Raw genomic sequence first — 23,588 nt, forward strand, 5'->3', positions numbered from 1 at the left:
GAAAAAGGGGCAGCATAAGCCCCTTTTTTATTGGCTAAGTTTTGCGGGTAACCATAAAGCAAGATCAGGCCAGATAAGTAATATCACAAGCGCTGTGATCTGAATCAGAACAAACGGGATAATACCCTTATATATAGCCTGTATTTTTACGGTGTTTGGTGCAGCGCCTTTCAGGTAAAAAAGCGCAAAACCAAAGGGTGGTGTAAGAAAGCTGGTTTGCAGATTAACAGCCATTAAAATGGCAAACCATGTAACGGTTGCCTGCGTGTTGGGTAGATGAGACCCAAAATCAAGGGCAGCTATAATCGGTGCGAACACTGGTAAAATTATCAGGGTTATTTCGATCCAATCGAAAAAGAAACCGAGAATAAATACAAGCACCATCAGGAGGCATAACACTGCCCAAGGGCCGGTGCCTGTTGTATCCATCACATGCAAAATAGCTTCATGGCCGCCAAGAAGGGCAAATACATAGGAAAAAGCGGTCGCACCTACAAACAAGCCAAATAGCATGGCTGTGGTTAGGGCTGACTGCTCCAGAACATCTTGGAAAACGGGAAATGTTAGCTTGCGCCGAACAAGCGCGAGAATAACCGCGCCAAAAGCCCCAATACCACTAGCCTCTGTTGGCGTTGCAATGCCGCCAAAAATAGACCCTAAAACAGCCGCTATTAATAAAGCAGGTGGGACAAAGCTTTTGATAAAAAGCCACAGGCTATATTTTGCCTCTTGGGGGTCAGCTTCATAAGGTGGTGCAAGGGCAGGGTTTATCCATGTTCTAATAAGAATATAGAGTATATAAAATGCCGCAAGCAGTAGGCTTGGCCCGATAGCTGCCATAAAAAGCCCACCGGCCGATGTGGATAACAGGTCGGCCATAACAACAAGCATAATAGAGGGCGGTAACAGGATACCAAGGGTGCCTGATGCCGCTATTGTACCTGTTGCAAGCTCGGGGCTGTACCCACGTGAGAGCATTACAGGTAGGGCCATAACGGTCATCATAACCACACTTGCACCAATAATACCGGTGGTGGCGGCCAGAATAACACCAATAACGGTAACAGAAATGGCAAGCCCGCCGGGAATGCGGCGGGTGGCGACCTGCATGGCGTTTAAGAGGTCGCGTGCTATGCCACTGCGCTCCAGAACGGTACCCATGAAAATGAACATGGGTACAGCAACAAGCAAGGGCTTGCTAACCACACTGCCAAAAATACGACTTACAACAAGAAAGAAGCTCTGCGGGTTTTCTGCGCCTAAAAGAACAGCAAGGCCCCAGAACAAAAGCCCAACCCCACCAAGGATAAACGCAACAGGGTAACCAGAAAATAAAAGCGGGATAAGGGCTGCAAACATTAAAAAGGGTAAAATGTCGATGAACATATCAACCATGTTATGACCGCCCCACTGGTGTGCCGCTCATGTGCACAGGCTTTGTGCCATAGAATGTGAGATGTGCGAGTGATGTAGGGCCGTATAAATAGATAATAGCTTCAAGGCTGCGGGTAAGGCCCGCACATAGTAAAAGGCTGAATCCTGCCAATATGCCAGACTTCATAATCCAGCGGTAAGGCAGGCCGGTGGCGGAGGCAGAAGATTCGCCGTAAGCAAAACTGTAGGCGATATAATCAATGCCAAAATAGAGGATAGCAAGGCAGTAAGGCATTAAAAACAACAAGCAGCCCAACAATTCAATGCGGGCAGAAGTGCGAGCGGAAAATTTTTCTGCAAAAAGCTCAATCCGTACATGCGCATTTTTTATATAAGCCCACCCAAGACAAAACAGAAACAGGGCACCGTGCAGATGCCATTCAAGTTCCTGCAGTTTGGTAGAACCAATAACAAACCAGTGTCGTAAGGTAATATCTGTCATAATGACCAGCACTAAAAGGGGGATAATCCAAACAGCGACTTTTGCAATTCGCGTGTTTAGAAAATCAAGAAACTGCATGATTTTAAACACTTTTTCCAATGGATTATTCCTTCAGGTAGCCACGAGATGCCCAGCCTTGATAGGTTTCGCGGAAGGTCTGAAGGGATACCCATGCTCGTTTGAAATCTGGGTTGTTTTCTGCAAGCTCAGTTGCCACCTTGTCCCATGCAGTTCTAAGCTCGCTTAGTATTTCAGGTGACCATGTGTGAATTTGAACGCCAGCTTTTTCAATGTTAACAATCGCTTCTGCTTGCAGGGCTTCCCCCTCAGAGATGCCGTATCTAACATTAGCCGCACACACTGTGTTGATTTGGTGTTGCTGTGTTTCGCTAAGGCTGTTCCACTTGTCCAAGTTTATCATAAGCTCAAAAAAGGTAGATTGCTGGTGCCAGCCGGGAAAATAATAGTGGTTTGCCACTTCATAAAAGCCCATTTTATAGTCAACAGCAGGCATGGCATATTCTGTGGCATCAATGGTACCAAGCTCCAGCGCCTGATATATTTCGCCGCCTGCAATAAGCTGCGGCGCAGCCCCGACTTCTTCAAGCACTTTGGCGCCCAGCCCAAAAAAACGTATTTTAAGGCCTTTAAAATCATCAATGGTTTTAATTTCTTTTTTAAACCAGCCAGAGGCCTCAGGCGGTGTCATGCCGCAGATAATGCTATGAATATTGTGCTTGTGGTATATTTCTTCAAACAGTTCTTTCCCGCCGCCGAAATCAAACCAGCCGAGGTACTCAGGGGCGGATGGCCCAAAGGGTACAGATGAGAAAAGCTGCAAGGCCGGTTCTTTGCCCGCCCAGTAGCCGGGGGTAGACCATCCGGCTTCAATCGCGCCGTAACTGATAGCATCAAATATTTCAAAGGGCGGTGCCAGCACACCGGGTTCCACAAACTCAAGGGTTACAGTACCGCCTGATACGTGTGCAATTTCGCTCTCTAGCCGTTTTCCCAATGTGCCCAACTGGATTAAGGAAGAAGGGTAGGTGCTCGACATACGCCAGTGCGTTTCTGGCGCAGTTTCTTGTGTTGTTGTGTTTGCTAGTTTGTTGCAGGCTGTCGTTAGGCACAGTAGACCACCTAAAAAAACTGTAACTGACTTTTTAATATCCACCCACTATTCCCCCCGGTATATGATGGTCTGCTTATAAAGCTGATTTTTTCCCCATGTCTATATCATATTGCATACTGGAATATATTGATATCGTTGAAACGATTATATTCTATAAAGCTTTTTGTACGTATCAGCGATATTCAGCTAAAACCATTTCAGCTTGCGTATCAGCGTTCATATCATTCTGTCTTTTACGGTAATAATAAAAAGCCAAACCAAGGACCATCCATAGGATAACGGTTAAAAACTCAGCACTGCCAAGCTGACCGGGGCTGCCGGGGAATGTCATTAGCCCCGCCAGCAGAGCCGACATAATAATACCTAGCCAAATGGTATAGGGCTGAATTTTGTAGGGCCGTTTTAGTTCAGGTGCAGTTTTGCGGAGCCGCAGTGCTGCTGTGGCAGTAATAAGAATAGCCGCTGTAAACATGAAGGAACCGCTGTTTACAATAAGGCCAAGGCCCGCTTTGCCAACAAATGGCCCAGCAAGGGATAGGGCGCCTACAAATATAATTGCATTTCTGGGTGTGTGATGTGTTTTATGCAGAACTGCAAACCAGTGCGGTACCATACCGCCGCGCCCTAGAGCAAAAAGCAGGCGTGTTGCTGCCATAAACATGCCGTTTAGGGTGGATACAATACCTAGAAACGCCGCAATTAACACCAGCTTGGCGGCCCATTCATTACCAAAACTGGCATGAAAAACCTGAGCCATGGCAAGCTGGTCAGGCTGCGCCAAAATAGCTTCCATCTGCTCTTCTGACACGCTGTACCCAAGGGCTGCAATAATAAGCACGTAGAAGGCCGTGCCTATGATGATAGAGGTAACAATCGCTACACCTAATTGCCGTGGCTCAACCTTTTTACCAGCTTCTTCCGCCGCTTGGGGAATAACATCAAAGCCTGTCATGAAAAACGGAACGATAACCAGAACAGAAATGATCGAGGCAGGGGCAACTGCCCACCATGCACCGTCTCCTGCAAAAAAGGGCGTCATGTTTTTATAGTCACCGTTCAAGAAAGCAACAGCGCAAAAAAGGAAAGTGCACAGCAGCAGGCCTGCGGTTGCAAGTGTTTGGAATCGCGCTGTGTTCTTTGCGCCGCGCCAGTTAAGCCATATAATCCAGTATCCGGCGACAAGACCGGGAATAATGGTTGATAGGCTAATTCTATAACCGCCAATTTCATAGAGTGCGGCAGATTTTATCGCGGGGAATGTTGCTTCAGCAATCGCCCCTATTGCTATGGTTTCAAAGGGGGGTAAGGCTACATAATTCAGGGCCAGTGCCCATGCTGTTAGAAAGCTCCATAGCGGGCCAAAGGCTTTATAGGCAAAAGCCACCTCGCCGCCGGTTAGCGGTAGGGCGGATGTTAGCTCCGCATAACATTTTCCAATGGGGATAAGGCAGAGGCCGCCAATTAAAAAAGCGAGAATAGCACCGAACGTGCCACCCGTTTTGATCCATTGGCCAGCATAAACTACCCAGCCAACACCAATGATCACACCAAAGCCAATGGCCACATAGTCCCGAAAGCCAATTACTTTTTCGAGTGTGTCCCGTTGGGGACTAGTATCTGATTTATTCATAAGGCCCCAACAATGTTTTTACTTAGCTAAACTTTTTAAGGGATTGCCCAAGCAGAATATAAAGCTTGCCCATATCAGATGAAATAAGTGTGACCGACATGGCACTGCCTTTGTCGCCCATCATTGCACGCTCCATCAGGCCTTCAAAGTCGCGGCAGTAGCGCGCCACAGCTTCCCTGAACTCTGGTTCAAGCTTGAATTTGTCGGCAATGGCCTTGCGGGTTTGGCGCGTCCCAATTTTAAGAGTACGCCGCATAAAGACGGATTTATCGCCTGACAAGTAGGCTTCCCATGTTGTGTCGGGCAGGTCGTTTGATAGTGCTTTGTTAATGTCGATAGATGTAGATTGCAGGCTTTCCATTAAAAGCTGTGATGTGCGGGCAAAATCATTTTTGGTGGCGGATGCGATCCGTTTTTCAATATCTGCCGTTTTCTCGATGAAGTGTTCGGCCTGCCGCGCAATTTTATCAGCCTCATTACCCAGCCTCGAGGCAAGCAGGGCGCTTTCTTTTTCTGCCTGATCAGCGGTGTCCTGATAATTATGTAACACGCGGGCAAGGGTGGCTTGCATTTCTTCCTGCAGGAAGGTGATGCGCTCATTTGCTTTGTTGCTGATTTCATCCATGCTGGCAGAAAGCTCATTCCTGATGCTTTCGACAGATTTTTCCATATCGCTTTGTGCGCGCTGGGTTTGGTCCATGAGGGCCTGACTTGCGGAATCCAGCCTGTTAGCTGCATCCATAGAGCTTTCGGTAAATCTTGCCACTTCTGCGCCCATAGCGTCAGATGCCCGGTTTAGGTCGTTCACAACACTATCGGTTTCGCCGCGAATACGGTGTCGCTCGCCCGCAAAGGCCTCTGCTGCACTGCCTAGGGCTTCACTTGAATCTTTCAGTTCCTCCCGAAGTTCGGATGCTTTGTTTCCAAGGCCAGTAATAGATGTTTCAAGCTGGTTTTTAGAGGCTGTTGATGATCTGTTGATCTGGTCTATCAGCTTAACAAGTTCACCGCCTTTGGCATCAAGATTTTCTTCAACGGAGGTTGCCGTGCTTTGCAGCATTTGGCTATTGTTTGCAAAACGCTCTGCTGCTTCAATGACTTTGCTGGCTGCATCATGAGAGGCTGCATTTAAAATCTCGCGCTGGTTTGTCAGGTCCTCTTCAAGTCGCGCCAGCTTCATGCGGGTTTCGTTCAATACTTCGGCTATCACATCGCTTTGTATAGTCATTTGGGCGCGAACAGCGGTTAATTCTGTCACGGTTTCTGATGATTGCTGCTTCAGGTTTTCTGTTTTTTCTGCAATGGCACCAGCGGAAGAAGCCATTGTTTCTTCTGTGTTTTTGCTTGCTTGTGCAAGTTCTGCTAACTGGTCTTCAACGCCAGAGCGAAGTTGTCGAATATGTTGCAGTGTCCTGTTGGCAGCTTCCTCTGCCTCACGCACTGTGGAAGCGCCGTGCTCTTCAATAGATTGCATGGCGCTATTGAGGGCTGTTTGCGCACGCTCTAAACTATCCATCAAAATTTGATCTGCTTTTTCTGCGTGTGCAATTACCGCAGCGCCAGTCGCTTCTGTTGTTTCCAGCGTTGTTTTGTTCACGCGCTCGCTGGTGGAAAGTACTTGGTCGCAGTGTTCTGCAAGGCTGTAGCCTGCTTCATCAAGCAGTGCTTTGGCACGGTCAACTGTTGCCAGCACTTGCTCTGACATGGCCTGTGAACGCTCTGAAACAGTTGCGCTAACATCATTGGTACGGGACAGCGCTTCTGTTGCTGCAGCGTGCACTTCACCAACATGGGTTTTCAGGCTTTCTTCAATTTTGGCTGATTCAATAGCTGCAAGTTCGGCCAGGTCTTTCAGCACATTTGCCTGCGTTTTCATATGGTCTGCAAGTTCGGCTGACCGGCCCTCTAAGCCCTCAACATCGTGGCGGAAGCGTTCCATGCCCGCGAGCGTGCTTTCGGTTACAGTATGCAGGCGCAGTTCCACATCTTCTGCAATGGCGTGTACTTTTTCCGCTCTGCCTTCAACCGTTTGGCTGGCTTTTTCCAGTCTGGTTTCAAAGTTTTCTGTCGCATGACTGAAATTGCTAAGGCTTACATCCAGTTTCTCTTTTGCAGTATCGGCTGTAGAGGCGGCTGTTGTGCCTGCGCTTTCCATACGGTCCGCTATTGTTTGCACCATCTGCTCAAGGCTGTTAAAGCGTTCCTCAACTTCGTGTGTAATAGTGCTTATGGCAGTGCGCTCGCGCTCCAGAATGTCGCGAATGCTGGCTGTGCGCGCTTCGGTGTCTGCCGTTGCCGAAAACAGATTACTAATTTGTTTCTGAAAGCTATTCTCCAAGTTGGCAATTCTGTCTGCAGCTAGGTCTGCAACAGCGTCAATATTTTGGAGTTCTTTGCGCAGTGTTCGGTTAAGGGTTGCCAGACGCTGTTCGGCCACTTCAACGGGCGCAATGGCACGGTGAAGGTTTTGTGCCATGGCAAGGCGCCGTTCAAGCATGGGATCCGTACGCTGGAAAGCAAGCGCTATGAGCCAAAAGATCGCAACCGGGGTCGCATAGCCTGCAATAAGTGATGTAATCTCAGTAAGCTTGAGCTCTGATAGGGCGGTGATGTCGGTGTGGAGAAAATAAAAGGCAGCCAGCCCTGTCCATGCTAGACTAAGTGCGCCAGCCGTTATGACCGGCACCAAACGCCTGATGTTGCGCGCAGTTGTACGCGCAGTCACGGCTTCGGTATCTTCTATTTCTGTTTTTTGATCCTCCGTCACAGGAAAATCCATTTCGGCTTTCGACATCCAGCCCCCTTGGTCAGCAATGCTGACAGTCTCCCTTTAGATGCATAATAGTTTACCTTGAAACGGCTATCGTCAACAGTTTTGCCGTAAATTTCTGTTTGTCAGAAGTTTATGGCATAATGAAGATTACCGCACATGAGAGTATTAGGGGCAGGTTAGGCATGAATGAGCAGGTAAAAGAAAGCAAAACTGCGAATACAAAGACCGTTCTTCCAACAAGCGCACAAATACGCTATTTGATGTGCGGTAAAGATCAGCCCGGCGGTAAATTACCCTTATTTGACAAGGATGGCCAGCGAATCAACCCTAAAACGATTCGCGCCTGCTTAAAGAATGGCTGGTGTGAAGCGTGGTATAGAAACCCGATAAAGCCTGATTGGCTAGTTTGCAAACTAACGCAGCAAGGCGTGCGATTGCTAAACAAGAGAAAATAACGATGCCAAACTCAAGGTGGGATGAAACAATAATTCTGGATATCAGCCATCTTGCTTCCTTTACCGGCGGTGATGAAGAGCTTGTAAATGCGGTGCTTGATACTTTTTGTAACAATGCCCCTAAATATTTAGTGGCTTTAATTGAGGCGCCCGCATCTGACTGGAAGGCTTCTGCCCACAAACTTAAAGGCGCAGCGCGCAGTATTGGTGCATGGCGCTTGGCAGCAGAGGCCGAGCGGGCCGAGCATATGGTGGTGCCTGCTGATGATAACCCAAAAAGAGCTGTGGTTTTAAAAGAATTGGCCAAACGGCTTGAGGCATTACTGCGCCATATTCGGCAAAAATAGCGCCGCAAATTTTTGTTGCTGCCTTTTATCCGTTACAAAGGAGTATGAAAATATTAGCGTTTTTTGAAACTGCAGGGTAAAACATTTATGACACAAGACATAATAGTGAGCCGGGGCTGCTAAATGAGTGATTATGATTTTGACAGGGTTAGTGTTTTACTTGCAGAAGATAGCCCGTTTATTCGCTCCCTCCTTGTAAATTCACTCAAGGTGTTAGGCGTTGGTAATGTTTATGCTGTTGAACACGGCGGTGATGCCATTCATTTTTTGCAGCGTGTTAAAAATGAACCCATGAAAATTGGCGTTCAGCAGATCGATATTGTTATCTCTAACTGGGATATGCACCCGATTGACGGCATGATGTTCCTGCGCTGGGTTCGCAGGCATAAGGATAGCCCTGACAGGTTTGTGCCTTTTGTCATGATCACAAGCTATACAGAGCCAGACCGTATTATGCAGGCCCGCGAAATGGGGGTCAGCGAAATTTTGGCAAAGCCATTCACGATTAAAAATATTGGTGAAAAGCTGATCTCTATTATAGAGCGCCCCAGACAATTTGTTCACACAAAAGACTTTTTTGGGCCAGACCGACGCCGCCAGAAGCTAGAGATAGCAGGGCCAGAGCGCAGGCTGCTAACTGATAAGAGTGAAGGCGTGGAGATTATCCGTGGCTAGTAGCAAACCTGTTATTGTTCGATTTTATCGTTTTAAAAACCGCCTGCGCGAAAAAACGGCAGGCTTGGCACCGGGATCCGCCGGAATTTCGCCGGAGGCACTTGCGGCTGCGGAACAGGCGCTCAGTAAAATGGCTGAGGACTACCCTGACTGGGTGTCAGGTCTTGTGGGCAAGCTGCAAGAGCAACATGGGCGCTGTGTTGACAGCCCTGAAAAAAGAAATGAGTATTTTGAGGCAATTAATCACATTGCCCATGATATGAAGGGGCAGGGCGGCACCTTTGGCTATCCTCTGATTACAACATTTGCAGACTCGCTTTATGGTTTTACAACAAAGCGAGCCGGCGATATTTCTGATAATCAGGTGGAATTGGTTAAAAGCCACGTAGATGCCATGCGGGCAGTTATTCGGGGCCGTGTAAGTGGTGATGGCGGTGATATAGGCATTAAGCTTACAGATGTTCTTAACGCTGCAATCGCGAAGTATCAGGAATAAGCCTTTTACAATAATATGTCAGTTGTAGTGAGCGGGCTTGTTACAGATATTTGTTGGCAGGTTCCACACGATCAAGCCATATTGGGGTGATGATAGGTTTCATCGACGTAAATTTGCTTTTTTATTTCTGGCACAAAAAGAAAGAGCCCAATAAGGGCCCTTTCAAGTGCTAAGTTGTTATGGGTTATTTGGCACGATTACGCAGATCAAGTGCATGATCCATAATGTGGAAAATGACATTCTGTTCAATTGTACCCGTTGCTAGGTGGCTCCACGGGCCAATGGCAAACAGGCCCACGTCTTCGCCGCCATGTGTTTCTGAATGTAAGGGCATAAGACTTTGTTGTTTGAAATCTTTATTCTGTGTTTCAGCGTCCGTAAGTTCAGAGCGTTCACCCTTTACCGCACCAGGGCCGTTTGCATATCCAAGCGTGGTATAAGGCTTGCCGTCCAGTGCCTTTTGCAACTCGCCTTCTGGAAGTGCAGCTGGTGAAACAAGGCCGAATATAGGGTTGCCGCGCCGTGCATACCCTGCAATCGTGAAGGTGTGGCTATGGTCAGCGGTTACCAGAATAAGGGTTTCTTCTGTGTCCACCAATTCAAGGGTGCGGCGCACTGCTTTAGATAGGGCAACAGTATCATAAAGTGCCTTATGGGCATTGCCTTCATGATGACCGTGGTCAATGCGCCCAGCTTCAACCATCAAGAAATAGCCATTCTCGTTTTTGGATAGCATTTTAATGGCTGATTCTGCCATTTCAGCCAGTTCTGGCTGGTCAGCGCTACGCCGGTCATCATAGTCCATATGGGAAGGGCTAAAAAGGCCAAGCAGATGCTGTGTTTTTGTATAATCAATATTTTCAAGTTCGGCTTTGTTGGTCACAAACGCTGAGCCAGCGAATGCTGACTGCCAGTCTTTGACAATGTTTTTGCCGTCTGCCCGCTTGCCGTCCATTGTGCCTTTAGGCAGGAAATTTGCCCGGCCACCACCAAGGGCAACTTCAAGTCCGTTGCCACCCATGGTTTCAATGATTTGGCTGGCAATATCTGTGCAGCCCGCTGTTTTGGCCTCTGCCGGTACATCTGTGTCTGCTTCCCAGTCGCGGTCTGGGCTGTTGGCATAAACAGCTGCTGGGGTAGCGTGCGTGAGGCGCGCTGTACTGACAACGCCAGTGCTAAGGCCTGCGCGTTCGGCATAGGCGGCAATAGGGGTGAGTTTATTATGCTCTATATCGTCGCAGTGGCTACGATCCAGTGTTGGTACAGTATTGATAACGCCGAGCCGGGTTTTGGCCCCGGTGTTGAAAGCAGTTGCTGTGCCTGCTGAATCGGCAACCTGCGAATCTACATTGTATGTTTTCACCAAAGCTGAGTAGGGAAACTTTTCAAAACTAAGATAGTTTTCTTCCCCAGGGTTGCCTGCTAGCTGGCCTTCCAGAATACGGCCTGCGGTGAGTGTGGAAATCCCCATGCCATCACCAATAAAGAGGATGACATTTTTAGCGCGTTTCGTGTTGATTTTCTGGGCAACTTTTTGGTCCACAGTTGCTTTGCCAGCTTCCAGCCAGCTTTCTTCTGTGCCAATCCAGTCTTTCATATCGGTATTGGTTTCGGCTATAACTGCGAATGAGCATATGCTTGCCAGTCCTGAGAACAAAACGGCCTTCAAGGTATGTGTATGTTTCATATAGTCCTCGATAAGAGTTGTCTAAAGTTTGGTTACAGGGCGTGACAACCTGCGCAGTATTACGCTAATCGAGCTGTATGTCAAAAAGATGAAACTAAATTACCGGAGCTTTGAAACCGCTTCGTCTATTCCCCTTAACGACAGGGGAAACATTCTGTTGTCCATCAAGCCTTTTATCATTTGAATTGAGTGGCCGTAGTCCCAGTGTTGCTCTGGAATCGGGTTCAACCATACAGATTTTTGGTAAATATTTGTTACGCGCTTGAGCCAGGTTTCGCCAGATTCCTCATTCCAGTGCTCCACAGAGCCACCAGCGTATGAAATTTCATAAGGGCTCATAGAGGCGTCACCCACAAAAATAACTTTATAGTCATGAGGGTAGGTGTGCAAAACGTCCATGGTTGGTATGGTTTCGCTCATACGGCGGCTGTTATCTTTCCAGACGCGTTCATACATGCAATTATGGAAATAGAAAAATTCTAGATGCTTGAATTCAGATCTGGCGGCAGAAAACAATTCCTCGCAGACACGAATATGTGAATCCATCGACCCGCCAACATCTAAAAATAACAGAACTTTAACCGCATTATGGCGTTCTGGTACCATCTTGATATCCAAAAAGCCCTTATGTGCGGTTGACCGTATTGTATCGTCTAGGTCAAGCTCTGTTGCTTCACCTTGCCGCGCAAATTGGCGCAGTTTCCTGAGGGCAACCTTGATGTTGCGGGTACCAAGTTCCAAAGTGTCGTCAAGGTTCTTGAACTCGCGTTTGTCCCACACTTTTACAGCTTTACCGTGGCGGCCTTCCTTTTGGCCAATGCGAACGCCTTCAGGGTTGTAACCGTATGCGCCAAAAGGGCTTCTGCCTGCGGTGCCAATCCATTTATTGCCACCTTGGTGGCGCTCTTTTTGTTCTTCCAAGCGCTTTTGAAGTGTCTCCATCAGTTTATTCCAGTCACCGATGGATTGCACTTTTTCCATTTCTTCAGGGCTTAGATAAAGTTCGGCCATTTTTTTAAGCCAATCTTCAGGTATATCAACGCCTTCGTCTTCTCCTATGAACTCTATGCCATCAAAAACTTTACCAAATACACGGTCAAACTTATCAAGCTTTGTTTCATCTTTTACAAATGTCGCGCGAGATAAATAGTAGAAATCATCTATGCTATAGCTTGCGCAGCCCTGTTTTAGGGCTTCCATTAGCGTCATATATTCCTTGATGCTAACAGGTAAGCCATTGTTCTTGAGCTCGTAAAAGAAATTAACAAACATACAAAGCCTCTCTGACCAGTTCTAGCCCTGTTGCCGTCTGTTCATAAAGGCAAGACGTTCAAATAGATGCACATCTTGCTCGTTTTTGAGCAGGGCACCATGAAGCGGCGGGATTAGCTTGGATGGGTCTTTTGATTTAAGAACTTCAAGAGGCAGTTCTTCAGCCATCAGAAGCTTCAGCCAATCAAGTAATTCACTTGTAGACGGTTTTTTCTTTAGCCCCGGTACGTCCCTTATATCAAAGAATATAGACAGGGCATCTTTGACCAGTTCCTTTTGGATGTCAGGGTAATGAACTGCAATAATCTCTTTCATGGTTCCAGCGTCAGGAAACTTGATGAAGTGGAAAAAGCAACGCCGCAGAAAAGCATCCGGCAGTTCTTTTTCATTGTTTGATGTGATGATAATAATAGGGCGATTTTTTGCCTTTATGGTCTCGCCCGTTTCATAAACATAAAACTCCATCCGGTCCAGTTCCAGCAGTAAGTCATTGGGGAACTCTATATCAGCTTTGTCAATTTCGTCGATTAACAGAACCGGGGTTGTTTCACTTTCAAAAGCTTCCCAAAGCTTGCCTTTTCTAATGTAGTTTTTAATGTCTTTTACTTTTTCGTCACCCAATTGGCTGTCACGTAGCCGGGAAACCGCGTCATATTCATAAAGCCCTTGGTGTGCTTTGGTTGTAGATTTGATATGCCATTCAATCAGGTCTGTGCCAAATGCTTGTGCAACTTCTTGGGCCAGTACAGTTTTTCCGGTTCCCGGTTCCCCTTTAATAAGGAGAGGCCGCTTTAATGTAGCCGCAGCATTAACGGCCACCTTCAAGTCATCCGTTGCTACATAGTGTTCTGTACCTGTGAATTTCATGAATACTCTCCGTGCGAAATCTTACGCTTTTACAGTTTTATTCAAGATAGGGCATTGCAGGATAATGACAAGAATGGATGTTATTAATGGGTGTATTAGGTTTTCAGGGATTGATGAACTACCTATAAACGCAAAAAATCCCTTACCGCACACCAGAAGGTGGCCATAAAGGTTTATCAGAATAAGTTTTATATACTCTAAACTACGCGGCTTTAACGGCGGACCGCGTAGTTTAAGCTTTGTCGTCTACAACTAGGCCTTCAAGGCTTCTGTAGTGTGCAATGATTTCCAAGATGGTTTCAGGGGGGAACTGGCTCACCACTTCACCGGAATCATTATCGACATTTTGGTATACAAAACGACCTGTATCATCATCTTTATTAATGCGAAGCCGTGTATTTTCGCCGTTTTCAGGTACTAGTTGTTCAATCGCTCTGGCTGCTTTTTCTAGCGGATCCTGACCTGACTCTAGAAAAGTCTTGGTATTGGAAACCGCTGTGACTTGAGCAGTTGAAGTAATTGAAGAAGCACTAGAAAAGCGAGCGCTACTAGCCACGGATGGCTGGCTTGCATTGGTGGCACGAAGACTTGCGACCTCTCCACTGTTCTTAATGTTATTTATGTCCGTCATTGTTCCACTCCAAGCGATAAATCATGCTTGTTTATGATTGTATCCCTACGTACTGGAGCCTCTTTATATAGTACCTGTAGGTGAGCCGGCTTGCCGGCTCACCCAAATAGGTATTAACGGAAGAGACCAAGTACTGTCGATGGCGCCTGATTGGCGATCGACAAGGCCTGTAGACCAAGTTGCTGTTTCACCTGCAAGGCCTGCAAGTTTGCAGATTCTTTGGCAAGGTCAGCATCAACAAGGTTACCAACACCGATTTCGATAGAATCAGACAGCTTGTCCACAAAGCTGCGCTGTAGATCAAGGCGTTTTGCGCCTGAACCAAGAGCAGACAGAGCCGTGTTCACATTGGCGATAGAAGATTCAATGTTTGCAACAGCTGTGGATGCAAGATCCTGCGTACTGATAGAGCTACCCGCAGTGAGGGTAACTGTAGTACCAGCAAGAGACAGATCCTGCGCTGCGATTGTGATAGAGTTACTGCCGTCATCACTTGTAATAGCAACAACTGCATCACCACTGTTTTCAACAACGTTTGTGCCGTTGAAAGCAGCGTTATCGACGATCGATGTAATCTGATCGCGGAGCTGTTTGAAGTCATCGTTGAGAGATGTACGGCTGGCAGTGTCAAGACCACTGTCTTTAGCAGCAACCGCTTTTTCTTTCAGTTCGATGAGCAGGTCAGACACAGCTTCACCGGCAGCAATTGCTACGTCGATAGTAGATTGTGCACGGTCAAGAGATGATTTAACCGCATTCAAACCAGATACGTCAGCACGCAGTTTTTGCGCAATGGCAAAAGTTGCAGCATTGTCTTTGGCAGATGCGATTTTAAGGCCAGTGTTGATAGAGCTTTGAGTTTTCTCTAACGAAGAGTTGGTTTTATTAAGGTTTTGCAGGGCTGCAAAAGCACCCGCATTGGTGTTTACCGAGAAAGCCATTTTGCTTCTCCTTTTTGGAGTTGTTATACAGGCATTTTGCCCACGGGACTTTTTGTCCCGAACCTATATTTGCAAGAATGGGGCCAAATAACGAAATTTTATCAACATGGCTAAGGTATTATTTTTAAATGATTTTTTATGATGGTCGTGTTTTTTGATGTATCTCGGGCATGGGAAATTTTTGCCGGGTGGTGATATTTGCCGACATGAAAGGGGTGTTATGAGGAAATTTTTGCCGGGTGGGCGAACCCGCCCGGCGTGCCAAATGGCTATTGGAACAGACTGAGCACCGACTGTGGTGCCTGATTGGCAATGCCCAAGGCCTGCAAACCGAGCTGCTGTTTTACTTGCAGCGCTTGCAGGTTAGCTGAGGCTTTTGCCATATCAGCATCAACAAGGTTGCCAATGCCTACTTCAATAGTGTCGCGAAGTTGTGAAACAAATGTTCTTTGCAGATCCAGTCTGCGAGCCCCAGCGCCAAGTGCAGATAGCGAGGAGTTTACATTCTGGATAGAGCTTTCGATATTTGCAACAGCTGTAGATGCGAGATCCTGTGTGCTGATAGAACTACCCGCCGTCAGTGAAACTATACTGCCGGTCAGCGACAGGTCTTGCGCCTGAACGGTAATGGTGTTGCTGGCATCGTCATTCGTAATAGCAACAATATCATCGCCGCCGTTTTCAACTACGTTTGTACCATTAAATTCGGCATTTGAGACAATGGATGTGATTTGGTCGCGAAGCTGCTTGAAATCATTATTCAAGGAAGTTCGACTAGCCGTATCAAGCCCTTGGTCTTTTGCGGCAACTGCTTTCTCTTTCATTTCGATGAGCAAGTCTGAAACTGCTTCGCCCGCAGCAATAGCAACATCAATTGTTGATAATGCACGGTCCATTGATGCTGTTGCCGCATTAATGCCAGACACATCAGCCCGTAGGGACTGTGCTATAGCAAAAACGGCGCCGTTATCTTTAGATGAAGCCACTTTCATTCCTGTGTTAATAGCAGTCTGTACTTTTCCGAGACTGGTAGCCGTTTTATTAAGGTTTTGTAGTGCTGATAAAGCGGCTGCGTTTGTGTTTACGGAAAATGTCATTAGTCGTCTCCTTTTGAGAAAATAAATCTGAGCCTTTTGCTCTTGCTCTCATAATGGCAAGGGACGTGCCAATTATAAGTCTTTGTTATATAATGATATAATGTGATTTATTTTACATTGAGGGAGGGCGAGGCAATATCTAGTCGGCAAGAATTGCCACTAAATTGACCTTGTGGCAGCGGCGCACGCATAGAAAAAGGGGCCCAAAGGCCCCTTTAGACGTTTGCGGTTTTCTAAGAACCACTTACCGGAATAGAGAGAGAACTGTTCCTGGTGCCTGATTGGCGATCGACAAGGCTTGCAATCCAAGTTGCTGTTTAACCTGCAACGACTGCAAGTTCGCGCTTGTTTTGGCAAGGTCAGCATCAACAAGGTTACCAACACCGATTTCGATAGAATCAGACAGTTTGTCCACAAAGCTGCGCTGTAGATCAAGGCGTTTTGCGCCTGAACCAAGAGCAGACAGAGCCGTGTTCACATTGGAAATAGAAGATTCAATGTTTGCAACAGCTGTGGATGCAAGATCCTGCGTGCTGATAGAGCTACCTGCAGTGAGGGTAACAGTAGAACCCGCAAGAGACAGATCCTGCGCTGCGATTGTGATAGAGTTACTACCGTCATCACTTGTGATCGCGATGATAGCGTCACCACCGTTTTCAACTGCGTTTGTGCCGTTGAAAGCAGCGTTATCGACGATCGATGTAATCTGATCGCGGAGCTGTTTGAAGTCATCGTTGAGAGATGTACGGCTGGCAGTGTCAAGACCACTGTCTTTAGCAGCAACCGCTTTTTCTTTCAGTTCGATGAGCAGGTCAGACACAGCTTCACCGGCAGCAATTGCTACGTCGATAGTAGATTGTGCACGGTCAAGAGATGATTTAACCGCATTCAAACCAGATACGTCAGCACGCAGTTTTTGCGCAATGGCAAAAGTTGCAGCATTGTCTTTGGCAGACGCTACTTTTAAGCCAGTGTTGATCTGGGTTTGAGTTGTGGTGAGAGATGCATTTGTTTTATTGAGGTTTTGCAGGGCTGCAAACGCACCTGCATTGGTGTTTACTGAAAACGCCATGTTGTTTCTCCGTTCTGAGAGTTCATTGAGCCTTTTGCTCACGAACGCATTTTACGTTCGGAGTGATACAAGCATCTAGTGTGCCAAATTTTAATATAATTGAACGATTTTTATTAATGTATTGATAATAAATGAATATTTTTGATTTTGATGTGCTGACGATGATTTAATGCTACTGTTTTTATCTGGGCATTTTTTGCCTATGTAGAATTTTTTGCAGTGTTGAGTGGGTAAAAAATGCCTAATGAGGCAAGTGTTGCCGCATGTTTTACGGCAACCGAAGACTGTTTATAAAATGGAATTGATCGGCGTGGGGGCGGTCTGGTCTGTATTTGACGCTTGAGCAGCTTGTTTTTGTAGCTGGCTTTGGGCGGCAAGCCCTTCCATAATGGTGCGGTTGATGCTGATCAGGTCATCAACAGATTCCTGCCCGCGTATAACAAGGGAAGAATGTTTCGAGACCCATATGGCTAAGGATATTATGCTTGCACGCAGTTGGTCGGGCAGGGAATTACCTTTAGCGCCGCAGTCACTAGACAGTGTCGACCACATCCGCCGATTCCAGTCCACTGCATCAATAAGTTTCATATCGCGAACACCGCTGTCTTTGGCTTTCATCAGGGCATTGGTAACCTGAGCAAAGAGCCTGTACTCCACTTGACTTGGAGTTTCTGCGGTGTTCTGAGCTTTCTGATACGCTTGATACGACATTCGTATTCCTGCTTTGTTGTTTTAAACTGTTACTCGCTGGAGGGCGCCAGCCGCGCATTTTCAAAAGCGATCAACTTTTTACAGTTCATCAAGGCCCTGTAATAGTTCCTATCCATAACATCCCGGCTAATTCCAACGCAGTTTTCCACTGCTTCGGGGGTGCTAATCGCGTGCATGAATTCTGTCATTCTGACAACAAATTCATCGTAATATTTTGGCGTGGGAGCATTATCCATATACATCAGCATAATCGGGAAGTAGATCCGTTTAGCTGGTGTATCGACTTGCTCTTCCTGCAAAATATCCTTTTCTCGCAGTATTGATGCCTTGTTATGGACAATCAATGTTGCACGCCTGTCAGCATTTGCAATTACTGCGCCATTTATCACCAGTTTCTCATCTGGTTTTAAGGAAAGTTTTAAAGCCATACGTTTCTCCCCCGAAATTTCGGTCAGCTAGCTTCTATATAATTACGCAATCAGTATAATCCTGTTCTTTTAGAGCCTTATACTATATGAATAAAGTTAAAGACAGGTTTATCCTTTCTTGTTGGCATCAGCTTTGCAAATATAAGGCCGGTATGCAAATTTATATGCGCAATCTGCAATTTTTGCCGCATAAATAAAGGCAGGGGGCAATAATGGCAACAGCAAGAAAGCGCAAGACACAGCAAAAAGCTGCAGCGCCCAAGAAAAAAACCAAACTGGAAAAGCTTGGTTTTCAAGATGTCGATATGTCCATCAAGGAATTGCGGCAGTCTTTAAACAAAGGCATAAAGTATGCTGAAGCGGAAGATTGGGAAAATGCCCTGCCACCGCTTCTGAAGGCATGGGATGCAATGCCGGATGATATTGGCGTTCTAACCCTTATCGCACAGGGCCTCTCGCGCCTTGGTGTTAGAGAATATGCCATTAAGGTTCTTGAGCGGGCTCTTAGCCAACACGAGCCAACGATTGATCTTTGCACCATTATGCAAACACTTGCACTTGATATGGGTATGTATGAAGTAGCATCAAAGCTTGGTTTGCAATTGATCGCAATGGAACCAAATGCGCCGAGGCACTATGTAAATTTGGCCACCGCCTATACGGGCATGAATGCTTTTGATGAAAGTATTGAAATGTTACAGGCGATACTGCCAGTATTTCCTGATACAGCTGATTTGTGGAATGTGCTGGCGACGCAAGTGCGGGCACGTGACGGGGCCGCTGCTGCAGATGTCTTTTTTGATGAAGCCTTAAGGCTGAACCCGGATGACTTTAAGGTTATCAGTAATTATGCCCAGTCTTTCACGGCGCGACTTGAGTATGACAAGGCGCTGGCTATGAATCTTAGGGCTGTTGAGGTTAACCCGAGTAACCCAGAGCCGCGTATGGGTGTTGCCCAGATATCTTTCATGAAAGGTGACATGAAAACAGGCTGGGAAAATTATAAGCATAGATTAAGCCCGCGCCGTAAAATTACGCAGACTCAGATATATACTCACGGGCTAGAAGAATGGCAGGGTGAGAACCTGGAAGGAAAAGCTGTGCTTGTGGCCGCAGAGCAGGGCATTGGCGACGAGGTTATGTTTGGAAACTACCTGCCTTATTTGTACGAGCGTGCGGCAAAGCTGGCGATTGGGTGTGACCGGCGTTTGGTATCTATCTACCAAAGGCGCTTTCCAGATGCAATTGTAAGCGCCTATGTTGATCAGATTAAAGCAGGGTACAGGTACCGTACATTTCCGTTTATTCAAGGCCCCATGCAAAAGGGTGAGTTGCATATGGATTATGCCATACCTCTTGCAAGTGCCCCTATGTATGATTGGCTTACAAAAGACGATGTTAAATGTCACCCAGATACCTTTCTAGTGGCAGACCCGGTAAGGGCAGCGGACTTTAAAAGCCGGTTGCAGGCACTGGGGGATAAACCAAAAGTTGGTCTTGCGTGGCGAAGTGGCCTGATGGCTGCAGACAGGGTTGGTATTTACGCGGGTATTGATGAGCTTGCCCCCTTGTTTGCCTATAAAGATCAGGTGGACTTTGTTAACCTTCAATACGGTGACTGCACCCATGAACTGCTAGAAATGAAAGAGCGTTACGGCGTAACTGTTCATAATTTTGAAGATGTTAATCTTAAAGCGGATATTGAGGCTAACTTGGCAATCATGGAAAACTGCGACATCATGATTGGTGCTTGTTCTGCGCCGGGTATCTTTTCCATGTCTCTTGGACGGCCAACAATGCTGATGCATAAAGTACCGCCGTGGTATTGTTATGGTCAGCAGAATTCCATTCCTTTTGTAAAAGATTGCCATTTTAGCTCTGGTCTGCAAGGTCATGACTGGGCTGAAATTATGGAAGAAGTCAGAAAGTGGATGGTATCGCGTCTGAATTTGAAGGGGTAATTTCTGTGACTATGAACTCTCCGTATTTTATAGCAGAAGTATCAAGCAATCATGCGCGCGATTTAGGGCGCTGTATTGATTTTATAAAAGCATCAGCTGAGATTGGCTGTGATGCTGTCAAGTTTCAGCTTTTTAAAATTGACGAGCTTTTTGCCCCTGAAATTCTTAGTAAAAGCGAGGAGCACCGCAGGCGCAGGCAGTGGGAACTGCCGCTTGAGTTTTTACCAGACCTTGCCAAAGCTAGCGCGGACCACGGCCTTGCTTTTACCTGCACGCCTTTTTATCTAAAGGCAGTTGAAGAGCTGGACCCCCATGTAAGCTTTTTTAAAATTGCCTCGTATGAACTGCCTTGGGATGCCTTGATTAAAGCCTGCGCTGCGACGGGAAAACCACTGATTTTATCAACCGGTATGGCTACAATAGACGAGATTGAGCATGCTGTGGCTGTTTTTCATGATGCAGGCGGCAAGGGCTTAACGCTCCTTCACTGCGTATCTGGGTATCCAACGCCAATTGAGTTTTGCAATCTCGCTGCTATTAAAACATTACGGGAAACATTTGATGTACCGGTTGGGTGGTCAGACCATAGTCGTAATCCGGTTATTGTTAGTCAGGCTTTGAACCATTGGGGTGCTTCTGTCGTTGAGTTTCACCTTGATCTTGATGAACAGGGCGCTGAGTATGCCTCAGGGCATTGTTGGCTTCCAAAAGAGATAGCACCGGTAATTGCGGCTTGTCGCCAGCTTGAGGCTGCTAACGGCACCGGTATAAAAGAGCCAACCCCTGCGGAAATATCAGATAGAATCTGGCGTGCGGACCCATCAGATGGCCTTAGGCCATTCCTTGAAATGAGGCGGGAATGGGCGAAAAAATAATTGCAGTTATTGGGGCACGGCTGAACAGTAGCCGGCTCCCCCGGAAGCAGCTTTTACCCCTTGCCGGCAAGCCGCTTATTGCGCGTCTTGTCGACCGGCTGCGTACGGTAAAGTCCCTTGATGATATTATTCTCGCCACGACAGGCGATGATTACAATGGCGACCTCGTGAACTGGGCAGAGGAATACGGTATTACCGTTGAAGCATATAACGGTGATGTTAATGATCTTGTGGGAAGGGTAGACAGCGTTGTGCAGAAACATAACGCTGATATGCTTCTTTATGTGTGCGGCGATTGTCCTCTTGTTGAACCGGCTAGTATTGAAAAATGGGTGGATGCCATGTTGGCCGACCCCGCATGTGAAATGGCCGCCTTTATGCCCCGCAACGATAGCAAAAAATATATTCATGAAGGTTTTGATCTTTTCCGCCGATCATTTTGGGATCGGATGGAAAAAGTTGCTCTTGAGCCTTTTGAGCGCGAGCATATTGGCGCAGTGTACCACCATCTGCATAAGGTTAGCCCGAATAAAATAGCCAACGTAATCGACGATGATATTTATGCAAGCTGTGACCACAGACTATCGGTTGATACATCGTCAGACTATTTTTTTATGCGGCGTATCTATGAGGATTGGTACAAAGATAATGGGCCTGAAAGTTTGGTGGATTTGAAAACTGTTATTCAACGGATTTTAGCAGACCCGGATCTTACAAAAACCAATAAGGAAGTTCGGCAACGCAAGGTGGGTGAAGAATGCCCGCGTGTTGTGATTTTCTGTGAAGCAGGCCCCACCGTGGGGCTAGGGCATCTTTCCAGAGTGTTAGTGGTGATACAGGCACTGCAAGACCATCTGTCTGCATCTGTTATGCTCTGTATTAAAGGGCAAGCGCTTAGGCACAGTGCGCTGGCACTTGTGCCACACTGCTGGGTTGATAGTTTTTCAAATTTTACAACTAAAGGTAAGGTTTGGGATGCCGCTGTTGTTGATGTAAAGACACTTGATCAGCCCCTGTTTGATGTGTTGGAACAACTCCCTGATGGCACCTTGAAAATAGCTGTTGATCAGGACTTAAAGCTGCATGATACATTTGATTTCATGTGGCAGCCCTGTATGTATCTTGACGAGGAAGCCATTAAGCCGTGTGCTGATAAAGTTGAATATGGCTGGCATACATTTTTGTTAAGGGCAGGCAATAATACAAAAAAGCCTGATCATGATCAGAACCGTGTGGTGGTTTTAACCGGTGGTAGTGATGCCGCTGGGTTGGGTGCTGTATGGCCAGAAAAGCTGCTGGCTGTCATGAACACTGCCGCTGAAATTGACTGGGTGCAAGGGCCATTTGCAGCACCGCCAGTTATGCTCGCTGGAGCGGGTATGAATATTCTGCATGCCCCTGACAATCTAACAGACTTGCTGCCTTCTTATACGGCGGCGCTTGTCGTTTTTGGTGTTTCTTATTTTGAGTGTTTACTGGCTGGTGTTCCTGCTGTTGTCTCAAATGCGGCAGGGGCGGCCAAGCCAAAAGAGTGGGCGTATCTCAAAACGTTATTCCCAGAGTTTACGGCTGATACAGACGAGGAAGCGTTCGATAAACTGCTGAAGGCGGTTAGGAGCGCGGACACCAACAAGCTGCAAGCCTTGCAAGATCAAATGCGTCAAGGGCCTGCCAATTTTGCAAACAGAATTGGCGCGTTGCTGGCTGCAAGAAAAGTGGAATATGCCGATGCCTCCTGAATATGAATGGAAGGATGCCAGATACGGCGCCCATAAAGGGGCTGTTTTGTGGCAAAAGGGTGCTGATACGCTGATTGAGTGTGCATGCTGCGGGTTTAGGCACATTGTGCCACTCCCAAGCGAAACTGTGCAAAAGGCATTCTATGAAGAGAGCTTTTACCAGTCAGAGAAAGCTAAGTATCTGGCTGAAGCAGAAGAAGATTTTGCATGGAAAGCAGTGGAGTGCGGCCTAAGAATTGATATTGCGGTTGAGCTGTCAGGTATTAAAGCCGGACGTGTTCTGGATATTGGCAGTGGACCCGGAGACTTTTTAAAAGTGGCACAGTCAAGGGGCTGGGATGCTGTTGGTATTGAGCCTTCACCTGTTGCTGCTCGCTATGCGGCTTCACGTGGGCTGAATGTCATTAATGGTTTCTTCAATGCAGACACAGCAAAAGATCTTGGACGATTTGATTTCATTCATTTGAGTGAGGTGTTAGAGCATATCGCTGAACCAGAGTCTTTGTTAAAGTTGGCAAGAAGCCTTTTGAAAAAAAACGGTGTTCTGTGTGTATCAGTTCCTAATGATTTCAATCCATTACAGGGTGTTTCTGTTAAAAAACTTGAGAAAGAAAAGTGGTGGATCGTGCCTGATCACCATCTGAATTACTTCGATTTTGATAGCTTAACAGGGCTTATTGAAAAAAATAGTTTGAGGGTTAAGAAGGAACTCACAAACTTCCCGATGGAGCTATTTTTACTTATGGGGCAAGACTATGCAGGAAACCCGGCTTTGGGCCGACAAATGCATGGCTGGCGTAAAACGATGGACACAAATATAGCCGAAGTATCGCCAGAACTTTTGCGCACTTTCTATGAAAAGCTTGCAGAAGCCCGCATGGGTAGGCTCGCTATTGTATTTGCTGTTCTGGGTGATGAATAAG

Annotated in this window: 22 protein-coding genes; 8 read left to right on the top strand and 14 right to left on the bottom strand. The window is 46.8% G+C overall.

Annotated elements, in window-relative coordinates; translation table 11 throughout:
- Positions 1-27: 27 nt before the first annotated feature.
- The 5 genes from ICL80_RS09650 to ICL80_RS09670 all read right to left on the bottom strand — a co-directional run bounded on the left by ICL80_RS09650 (position 28) and on the right by ICL80_RS09670 (position 7,432).
- Positions 28-1,395 carry a TRAP transporter large permease gene (locus tag ICL80_RS09650; RefSeq protein WP_228073398.1) on the bottom strand — a complete coding sequence of 456 codons (1,368 nt, stop codon included), beginning with the start codon at positions 1,393-1,395 and terminating at the stop codon, positions 28-30.
- A gap of 1 nt (position 1,396) precedes the next feature.
- Complete coding sequence (locus ICL80_RS09655) at positions 1,397-1,966, bottom strand: TRAP transporter small permease subunit (RefSeq protein ID WP_228073880.1); 570 nt, start codon at positions 1,964-1,966, stop codon at positions 1,397-1,399.
- A 13-nt stretch (positions 1,967-1,979) separates the two neighbouring features.
- Positions 1,980-3,050 (bottom strand): TRAP transporter substrate-binding protein, encoded by a 1,071-nt coding sequence (locus ICL80_RS09660; protein ID WP_228073400.1) that lies wholly within the window; start codon positions 3,048-3,050, stop codon positions 1,980-1,982.
- A gap of 130 nt (positions 3,051-3,180) precedes the next feature.
- The gene (locus tag ICL80_RS09665; protein WP_194211759.1) at positions 3,181-4,638 is read right to left on the bottom strand and encodes an APC family permease; all 1,458 of its coding nucleotides are present in this window, start codon (positions 4,636-4,638) and stop codon (positions 3,181-3,183) included.
- A gap of 22 nt (positions 4,639-4,660) precedes the next feature.
- On the bottom strand, positions 4,661-7,432 hold the full coding sequence (locus ICL80_RS09670) for a coiled-coil domain-containing protein (RefSeq protein ID WP_194211760.1): 2,772 nt from the start codon (positions 7,430-7,432) through the stop codon (positions 4,661-4,663).
- A gap of 161 nt (positions 7,433-7,593) precedes the next feature.
- Between ICL80_RS09670 and ICL80_RS09675 the strand changes: the two genes are divergently transcribed.
- From ICL80_RS09675 to ICL80_RS09690, 4 genes are all read left to right on the top strand, one after another.
- Positions 7,594-7,866: a hypothetical protein gene (locus ICL80_RS09675; protein ID WP_194211761.1), complete on the top strand. Its 273-nt coding sequence runs from the start codon at positions 7,594-7,596 to the stop codon at positions 7,864-7,866.
- A 2-nt stretch (positions 7,867-7,868) separates the two neighbouring features.
- Entirely contained in the window at positions 7,869-8,213 is a 345-nt protein-coding gene (locus ICL80_RS09680; protein WP_194211762.1) for an Hpt domain-containing protein, read from the top strand.
- Positions 8,214-8,336: 123 nt separating this feature from the next.
- A complete protein-coding gene (locus ICL80_RS09685) occupies positions 8,337-8,888 on the top strand; it encodes a response regulator (protein WP_194211763.1) in 552 nt (183 codons plus the stop codon).
- On the top strand, positions 8,881-9,384 hold the full coding sequence (locus ICL80_RS09690; protein WP_194211764.1) for a hypothetical protein: 504 nt from the start codon (positions 8,881-8,883) through the stop codon (positions 9,382-9,384). The genes ICL80_RS09685 and ICL80_RS09690 overlap by 8 nt, the downstream gene beginning before the upstream one ends.
- Before the next feature lie 184 nt (positions 9,385-9,568).
- On the opposite strand, the gene ICL80_RS09695 is transcribed toward ICL80_RS09690, so the two are convergent.
- The 9 genes from ICL80_RS09695 to flbT form a co-directional block, all read right to left on the bottom strand.
- Positions 9,569-11,071, bottom strand: coding sequence for an alkaline phosphatase (locus ICL80_RS09695; RefSeq protein ID WP_194211765.1), 1,503 nt, complete (start codon positions 11,069-11,071; stop codon positions 9,569-9,571).
- Between the two features lie 99 nt (positions 11,072-11,170).
- Positions 11,171-12,343: a vWA domain-containing protein gene (locus tag ICL80_RS09700; protein ID WP_194211766.1), complete on the bottom strand. Its 1,173-nt coding sequence runs from the start codon at positions 12,341-12,343 to the stop codon at positions 11,171-11,173.
- Positions 12,344-12,364: 21 nt separating this feature from the next.
- Complete coding sequence (locus tag ICL80_RS09705; RefSeq protein ID WP_194211767.1) at positions 12,365-13,210, bottom strand: AAA family ATPase; 846 nt, start codon at positions 13,208-13,210, stop codon at positions 12,365-12,367.
- A 232-nt stretch (positions 13,211-13,442) separates the two neighbouring features.
- Positions 13,443-13,841, bottom strand: a complete 399-nt coding sequence (locus ICL80_RS09710) for a flagellar protein FlaG (RefSeq protein ID WP_194211768.1) — start codon at positions 13,839-13,841, stop codon at positions 13,443-13,445.
- Between the two features lie 113 nt (positions 13,842-13,954).
- Positions 13,955-14,782: a flagellin gene (locus ICL80_RS09715; protein ID WP_194211770.1), complete on the bottom strand. Its 828-nt coding sequence runs from the start codon at positions 14,780-14,782 to the stop codon at positions 13,955-13,957.
- 269 nt (positions 14,783-15,051) lie between these two features.
- A complete protein-coding gene (locus tag ICL80_RS09720) occupies positions 15,052-15,879 on the bottom strand; it encodes a flagellin (RefSeq protein WP_194211772.1) in 828 nt (275 codons plus the stop codon).
- Positions 15,880-16,123: 244 nt separating this feature from the next.
- Positions 16,124-16,951: a flagellin gene (locus ICL80_RS09725; protein WP_194211774.1), complete on the bottom strand. Its 828-nt coding sequence runs from the start codon at positions 16,949-16,951 to the stop codon at positions 16,124-16,126.
- 288 nt (positions 16,952-17,239) lie between these two features.
- The gene (gene flaF / locus ICL80_RS09730) at positions 17,240-17,662 is read right to left on the bottom strand and encodes a flagellar biosynthesis regulator FlaF (RefSeq protein WP_194211776.1); all 423 of its coding nucleotides are present in this window, start codon (positions 17,660-17,662) and stop codon (positions 17,240-17,242) included.
- A gap of 29 nt (positions 17,663-17,691) precedes the next feature.
- Positions 17,692-18,090, bottom strand: coding sequence for a flagellar biosynthesis repressor FlbT (gene flbT / locus ICL80_RS09735; protein ID WP_194211778.1), 399 nt, complete (start codon positions 18,088-18,090; stop codon positions 17,692-17,694).
- A 212-nt stretch (positions 18,091-18,302) separates the two neighbouring features.
- Between flbT and ICL80_RS09740 the strand changes: the two genes are divergently transcribed.
- Genes ICL80_RS09740 through ICL80_RS09755 form a run of 4 tightly spaced genes read left to right on the top strand, consistent with a single transcriptional unit; the run spans position 18,303 to position 23,587 of the window.
- Complete coding sequence (locus ICL80_RS09740; protein WP_194211780.1) at positions 18,303-20,051, top strand: tetratricopeptide repeat protein; 1,749 nt, start codon at positions 18,303-18,305, stop codon at positions 20,049-20,051.
- 11 nt (positions 20,052-20,062) lie between these two features.
- Positions 20,063-20,926 carry an N-acetylneuraminate synthase family protein gene (locus tag ICL80_RS09745; RefSeq protein WP_194215824.1) on the top strand — a complete coding sequence of 288 codons (864 nt, stop codon included), beginning with the start codon at positions 20,063-20,065 and terminating at the stop codon, positions 20,924-20,926.
- Positions 20,911-22,665, top strand: coding sequence for a cytidylyltransferase domain-containing protein (locus ICL80_RS09750; protein WP_194211782.1), 1,755 nt, complete (start codon positions 20,911-20,913; stop codon positions 22,663-22,665). The genes ICL80_RS09745 and ICL80_RS09750 overlap by 16 nt, the downstream gene beginning before the upstream one ends.
- Entirely contained in the window at positions 22,649-23,587 is a 939-nt protein-coding gene (locus ICL80_RS09755) for a class I SAM-dependent methyltransferase (RefSeq protein ID WP_194211784.1), read from the top strand. Before ICL80_RS09750 ends, ICL80_RS09755 begins: the two co-directional genes overlap by 17 nt.
- The last annotated feature ends 1 nt before the right edge of the window (position 23,588 follow it).

The organism is Kordiimonas pumila (genome assembly GCF_015240255.1).
Lineage (GTDB): Bacteria > Pseudomonadota > Alphaproteobacteria > Sphingomonadales > Kordiimonadaceae > Kordiimonas > Kordiimonas pumila.